This is a genomic window from Gilvimarinus sp. 1_MG-2023, assembly GCF_030548285.1.
Genome location: NZ_JAUOSC010000313.1, coordinates 1 through 377, shown reverse-complemented (window position 1 = coordinate 377; position 377 = coordinate 1). Strand labels below are relative to the sequence as shown.

Sequence of the window (377 nt, the reverse complement as noted above, 5' to 3'; positions counted from 1 at the left end):
GGCTGTAATCGGTACTGCCAGAGGTGTAATCCGACAGGCTAATGTCATCCGCTGAGTACTTGCGAATATCGACATCCATGTGTTTTTTACGGTTTTTCAGTTTGCCACCAAACTTCACCATGGCAGGGTAGTCTGCAACGATCAGGTCACGGGTGATGTCGATTTTGGCGACGTTCAGATCATCTGAGGAGTAGCTGCGCACCCGTTCGATTTCGTCGAGTTCAAAGTTGCTGGTGTCGTACAGCTCGCTGCCAAACAGGATGGGTTGGCGGCTGCCGTTAAAGCCGATGTTGTCGACTTCCGCAGTAAACACCGCGCTGTCCATGGCGTCTGGCTCGTCTTCCTTGGCGCTGGACGTACCGAGGTCATATTCGACC

At 53.1% G+C, this 377-nt stretch carries 1 pseudogene; it reads right to left on the bottom strand.

What is annotated here, in order from left to right:
* Positions 1-377 (bottom strand): annotated as a pseudogene (locus Q4563_RS16945) (hypothetical protein); the annotation flags it as partial.